This is a genomic window from Synechococcus sp. CCAP 1479/10, assembly GCF_019038515.1.
Classification (GTDB): Bacteria; Cyanobacteriota; Cyanobacteriia; order PCC-6307; family Cyanobiaceae; genus Cyanobium.
Genome location: NZ_JAFKRJ010000035.1, coordinates 47289 through 54061, shown reverse-complemented (window position 1 = coordinate 54061; position 6773 = coordinate 47289). Strand labels below are relative to the sequence as shown.

Here is a 6773-nt window from a genome sequence, read left to right as displayed (position 1 = left end):
GAGGCTGCCGACCCCGGCGATGGTGACGGGACTGCCGAGGGGGAAGGGCCCGCTCTGGCCGGCGATGGAGAACGAGGCGATCGAGACCGGACCATCGGGACTGGAGGTGCCAGCCAGGAGATTGCCGGTGGCGGTGCCGCTGTCCTCGGCGATGGAGCGGGTTTCGTTGGCGTCGCTGAAGTCGTCGTTGGCCGGCGTCACCGAGATCAGGAACGTCTGGATGGCACTGGTGTCGATGCCGCCGTTGGCGGTGCCGCCGCTGTCGCGAACGCGCACCGAAACGGTGGCCGTGCCGGTGGCATTGGCCGCCGGGGTGTAGGTGAGACGCCCGCTGGCGTCGATGCTGGGCTGGACGCTGAACAGGGCGTTGTTGCTGTTGGTGACCAGGAAGCTGAGGGCCTGGCCGGCTTCATCGCTGCCGCCGCGGCTCAGGCCCGTCGCCCAGCCGGCCACGCTCTGGGCGCCGGCGTCTTCCAGCAGGGTCTGATCCGGCCCCCTGGTGAAGGCCGGCACGTCGTTGACAGGGGTAACCGTGGTGCTGAGGGGGGTGGGGTCGGAGTAGCGGCCGGTGGGCCCGAGCAGGGGGGTGAGGTTGGTGGCGGCGCTGAAGGCCAGGGGGGTGTCGGCGACGCGGACGCTGAGGCCGCCCGGGGTGCCGTTGAAGTTGGGGCTGTTGGGGAGGAAGCGGAGCGAGGCGGAGGTGGGCAGCAGCAGGGCGGCGCTGTCGGAGGGGGAGGCGATGGTGACCCAGCCGGCTCCGGCATTGAGGTTGTATTGCCAGACGCCCTGGGCGGCGGTGGCGGCGTTGCCGGTGATGGCGATGCCGCCGAAGGCGGAGGCGGCATTGGCACCGCCGGTGACGCTGCGCTGGTCGTCGGCCGTATCCCTGAAGCCGAAGCCCAGGGCGGCGATGGTGGCGCCGGGCGGGTTGGGGTTGTCCTCGGTGGTGGCGGCGAGGCTGGCGGCGCTGGCGGTGGGCCGGTCGTTGACGTTGGTGACGGTGGTGGCGATGGTGCGATTGACAGCACTCCACGCACCGGTGGCGGTGGTGCCGCCGGCGGTGGCCAGGTTGAAGGTGGCGCTGGCCGAGGTGCTGGTGGCCAGGGGAGCGCTGGCATCGGCGAGACGCACCAGGAGGCTGCCGGGGGTGCCGTGGAAGTTGGCGGCAGGCACAAACCGCACCCGGCTGGCGGCACTGAAGACGAGGGCGGCGGCGGTGGAGAGGCCGGCGCTGGGGAGGTTGATCCAGTCGCCCGGGACGGCGGGGTTGGGCGTGGCGGAGGTGGAGATCTGCCAGACGCCCTGGGCGGCGGCGTAGTTCGTGGCGCCGACGACGGCGAGGAAGGAGAAGGGGGTGGCCGTGCTGCCGCCGCCGTTGGCGGTCTGGTTGTCGGTGGCGTCGGAATAGCCGAAGGCCAGGGAGCTGAGGGTGGCGCCGGCGATGGCGGCGGCGGCGACGTCTTCCGCGATGGCGGGGAGGACGACGTTGGTGGTGGCGACGGGCTGGTCGTTGAGGGGGGTCACCGTCAGGGCGACGCTCCTGACGGCCTGCCGGGCGCCGCCGCTGCCGGTGCTGCCCAGGTCATTGACGACCACGGTGAGCGTGGCGCTCCCGTGGAAGTTGGCGGTGGGGGTGTAGGTGAGCGAGGCCAGGGCCGCGTTGAGATTGGCCTCGGTGCCGGTCACGGTCAGGCTGGTGGTGCCGTAGTTGCCTCCTGTCACGGTCAGTCCCGTGCGGGTGACCAGGTTGATGGTTCCCCGGTTGACAGCGACGGTGAGCCGCTGGAGGGCGCCGAAGTCGTCGGGGTCGGAGAAGCTGATCAGGTTGGCGCCTGTGAAGGCGTTGGCGCCGCTGTCCTCCACCACGGTGCGGGTAACCGGCGCCGTCAGCACCGGGGCCTCGTTGGTGGAGGACACGTTGATGGTGAACGCGCCGGTGGCGGAGTTGTTTCCGATCACCCCCACGGCTTCGGCCCCGTTGTCGAAATCGAAGGCGGTGGCGGTGATCGTCACCACCCGATCCACGTTGGGGTTGGTCGGGGTGTAGCGGAGGGTGTTCAGGGCCGCCTGCACCTGGGTACGGGTGCCCCGCACCTGCACGCTGGCGGTGCCGTTGGTGGTGAGGGTGGCGCCGTTGGCGTTCTGGATCAGCAGGGTGCCGTAGGGCGTGGCGCCGTCGGCGGCACTGAGGGTCACCCGGATGTCATCGGTGGCCCCCTGGCTGGTGTCCCTCGTGTCCTGGATGGCGAAGCCGCTGCTGATGTTGAGGAAGGTGCCGCTGGCGATCACCGTGTTGGCGGGAACCGCCAGCACCGGCGCATCGTTGACCGGCGTGATGCGTACGCCGTTGTCGACGGACACCCGGTTGCCGGCGGGCACATTGGCGTGGCCGAAATCCGTGAGGCTGGTGCGCAGGAAAAGGTTGCCCAGGCCGCTGCCGGCGCCGTTGAAGTCGGGGGCCCCCTGGAAGCGCAGCAGATTGAGGGCGGTCTGCACCGCCGTCAGCGGGCCGGTGAGGGTGATCGTGTTGGTGCCGTCGCCTGTGGCGGCGCTCAGGCCGGCGATGGCGCCCAGCAGCAGCCGGCCTTCGGTGGCGGCATCGGCAAGGACCGTTCGCGCGGCATCGCGGAACAGCTGCACCTGCACGCTGACGTTGCGGCCGAAGCTGTCGGCGTCGGCCAGCACGAAGCCGCCCAGGCTGACGCTGGCGTCTTCGTTGACGCTGAACAGCGTGGGGTTGGTGATCGTGGGCAGATCGTTGAGGTTGGAGGCCGTCAGAGCGATGTCGCGGCTGATCCGGTTGTTGGCGGCGTCGATGGGCACCGGATTGCCGGCCCCATCGTTCTGGTTGACCGGGCCACCGTTGGCCCCCACCCCCAGCACGCCCGCGGCGCTGTAGAGGCGGTCGTCGACGCTGACGCGCAGCTTGAGGTTGCTGGCATCCAGGTCGGCGCCGAAGGCCACCGTGAGGCTGGCGAGCACCGCATTGATTTCGCTGCGGGTGCCCTGCACCACCAGGCTGTTGCTGCCCTTGCCGCTCAGGAAGGCCCGCGCTGAGCTGGGATTGGCTGAGGTGAAGGAGATCAGCCCGGAGGGCACCACCGCATTGGCCCCATCGAGCAGCTGGGCCTCGATCCGCAGCAGATCGGTTTCTCCGCTCCCGATCGTGTCCAGATCGCTGTCGGTGGCGCGCAGCAGCCCGCCGCTGGCCACGGCCACCGGGGTGGCGCCGCTGCCGAAGACGTCAAGGGAAGCCGGGGAACTCAGGCTGGGCAGGTCGTTGGCGGGCGTGACGGCGATGACAAAGGTGCCGGGAATTTCGTTGGTGGCACCGCTGATCGGGTTGTCGCCACCGCCGTCGCTCACCCGGAAGCTGAAGGCATCGCTGCTGGTCTCGGTCCCGTCGTGCAGGTAGGTGATCAGGTTGTTGTCGAGATCGGCCTGGGTGAACACGCTGTTCACACCCAGGGCACGGCCGTTGAGGAACAGCCGACCGTTGCTGGTGGGGGACGTGATCCGGTACTGGCGCTGGATCGGACTGTTGTCGGAATCGCCGTACGCCAGCCGGAGTGCCGTGCTGCTGCTGGCGCTTCCAGTGATCACACCGCGGGAACCTTCCGCCACGGTGAGGGGCGTGTTTTCGATCGCAGCCGGCGGGTCGTTCAGGGGCGCGATCGTCAGGGGCACCGTCACCGGGGTGCCGGGGGCGTCGAAGCGGTCGAGGGGGGTGAAGACGAAGCTGTCGGTCAGTTCCCCGGGCCCGTCGTTGCCGTTGTGGCGATAGCGCAGGCGGCCCGCCGACAGCTGGCTCTGGCTGATGCGGAGCGTGGCGCGATTGAGGCTGCCGCCGCTGCCATCCCCGATCACGGTCCAGGCGCCGCTGCCGGTGGTGTCGAACTCGAGCACGCCGTTGGCCGGCAGGGTGTCGATCCGCAGCCGTCGCTGGTCGGCTGTGTCGGCCTGGGAGAAGCTGCCCGGATCCCAGAGGGCATCGGCGCCGGGGTTGGGGTTGCTGGGAGCTCCGGCGAACACCTGCTGTCCCGAACCATCCACGTCGGCGATGGTGATGTCGCGGCGCTCCGCCGCCCCCAGCAGCGGTCCGGGGCTGGAACTGTTGAAGGTCAAGGTGCCCCCTTCCACCAGCAGGCTGGTGCTGCCACTGACGCTGGCGCTGGGGGCATCGTTGATCGGCGTGACCCGGATCGCGAAGCGGAAATCGCTGGCTCCGTTGCTGACGACGCTGCGGCCATCACTGATGTTGAAGCGGAAGCCGGAATCGAAGACTTCTCCTCCACCGTGCACGAAGGTGAGCCGCCCGTTGTTGATGTCGTCCTGGGTGAAGACGTCCAGGTTGTTGAGGACCACACCGTTGCGCTGCAGGCTGCCTCCCGCCGGCGCGGCGGTGAGCCGGTAGACCCGCTCGGCCGGGTTGCTGTCGCTGTCGCTGATGGCCAGATCCGTGGCCCGGATCGTCACCGTGGCAGCTTCGCTGGTGCGCAGCAGGTTGTTGGTGGCCAGGCTGGGGGCGGCATTGGCTGGCAGGGAGGTGGGCGCGTTGCCGCCACCGCTGCTGGGGGTGCCCAGGGAATTGAGGTAGGTGAGGCGGAAGCTGATCGGCGTCAGCGGATCCCCCGGCAGGGGCTGGGGCGTGCTGTTGGTGTGGATGCCGCCGTCGCGGGTCTGGGTGAAGCCGCCGGGAAGCAGGCCGATGGCGCCGTCCTCCACCGTGAACGTGAAGTCCGCCGTGGTGCCCGATGGGGTGCCGTTGACGAAGTTGAACCGCAGCCGACCGGTGTCGATGTCGTCCTGGCTGAAGCTGCCGCCGCTGAGCAGGCCCACCCAGGTGCCGCCACGGAACACCTGCAGCTGCCCCCGGGCCGGATCCGCTGCCGCCGTAAGGGTGTAGGTGAGGTTGGAGGACGGCGAATCCGCGTCGCTGACCCTCAGGGCGGCGGCCGTGATCGCCGTGCTGCCGGTGGGGGTGACGATCGGGTTGTTGGCGGTGAGGGTGGGGTCATCGTTGACCCGCTGCACCGCCAGGGTGATGACGGCGTTGCTGCTGAGCACCCCGCCGGTTCCCTGGCCGCCGCCGTCGTCGCTGACGCGGACGCCGAAGCTCTCGTTCGGGGGGAAGCCGCCGTTGAGGTCGTTGCCGTCGTGGTCGTAGGTGAGGCCCGCCAGCGAAGGAAGGGTGAACGGTGCCGTGATCGGGGTGCCGTTGTAGCGGAGCGTGCCCCTTGAGGGCAACGACGTGATCACGACCGTGTGGGCCACGCCCGCGGCCTGGTCGGCATCACTGATGCTGAGGGTGACCGGCACCCCACGCTGGCCCTCGAAGACGGCAACCGAGCCACTCACGGCCGGTGCCTGGTTGACGGGGGTGAGGCTGATCGGAACGGTCGCCGAAGCGATCCGCCCACCGGCACCATCGTCGACGGAGACGGTGACGGCATCACTGTCGCTGCCGGCGATCACCCCGGGCAGCACCTGGGAGCCGTCATGGGTGTAGGTGAAACTTCCCCTGAAGCTGCTGGAGAAGCTGGAGCCCACCACCAGGGGATTGCCATTGAGCCTGATGGTTCCTTTGCCCGGCAGGGAGGTGATCCGGTAGATCACCTGCTCGGGCAGGTTGTCCACATCCGAGAGGGTGAAGTTCGCCAGCGTGAAGTTGGAAGTGCCGCCTTCCGCCACCACCAGGGGGCTGGTGACCAGGGTGGGGGCATCGTTGACCGGGGTGACCTGGATCGGCCCGGTGGTGAGGCTGATGGGGCCGTCGCCATTGGTGAGATCGGTGGCGGTCAGGGTGAGGCTGGGCGCCAGCGGCGTGTTGACGCTGTTGGCGTTGGCCGCCGGCGTGAACAGGAGGCTGGCGATCGCCGCATTGATGGCGGCCAGGCTGCCTTCCAGGGTGAGATCGGCGCTGCCGTTGCTGCCGCTGGTGATCAGGGCGGCGCTGGCCAGGGTGGCGGTGCCCCCCGTGGTGGTGATCCGCAGCCGCAGCGTGATGGGGCCCCCACCGTTGTCGCTGTCGGCCACGCTCAGGCCGGTGATGGCCAGGGGGGTGTCCTCGGCGGTGATGCGGGTGCCGACGAAGCTGTCGTTCAGCACCGGGGCGGCGGCGAACTCCGCGGCCAGCCAGCGGCCATCGATCAGGAGCTGGTGCTGGTCGTTGTCGGCCAGGATCGCCGCCCGCTGCGCCTCAACCAGGGGAGCACCGGTGACCAGGGCGGCGAACAGGGCGCCCTCATCCCCCCGGGCATCGAGGGGGCCGTTCAGCCACTGATCGATGGCGTGACCCACTTCCTCCAGCAGGACGCGCTGAATGGCCTCCACGGAGGTGGCCAGGGACAGCCAGTTGGCATTGATGTAGATCCTCTGCCGCCCATCAGGATCGCCGGGTGTGTAGGCACCGCTGGCGCCTGAGAGTTCCTCTCCGCTGCGCCGTTCGATCGCCAGCTGAAGGCCTGGTCCCCGCAACAACTGAGCGAGCGAAATCACCCGGGACTGGAACTGATTGGAATCGGTGCCGGCGGTGGCGAACGTGTCACTCAGCAGATCCTCATAGCCATCCCGCAGGGGTAGGTCTTCGAGGATTCTGTTGACATTCAGCAGGGCAGTCGCCCATCGCAGCTCCATCTCCCCCGTCAGGGCTTGATCGATCGCTTCCTCGGGGACGACCTGTCGGTGCAGGCTCTCGCTTCTGGGTGCACCGGCAAGGCTGGCTTGGCCCAAAAGTCCTGACAGGAGCTCAAGCCCGAGGAATTTCATGCCTT

The 6773-nt window shown here is 69.2% G+C and carries 1 protein-coding gene; it reads right to left on the bottom strand.

Annotated elements, in window-relative coordinates:
- On the bottom strand, positions 1-6636 hold a 6636-nt coding region (locus KUG39_RS13625; protein WP_286193172.1), incomplete at its 3' end, for a cadherin-like domain-containing protein.
- Positions 6637-6773: the final 137 nt, after the last annotated feature.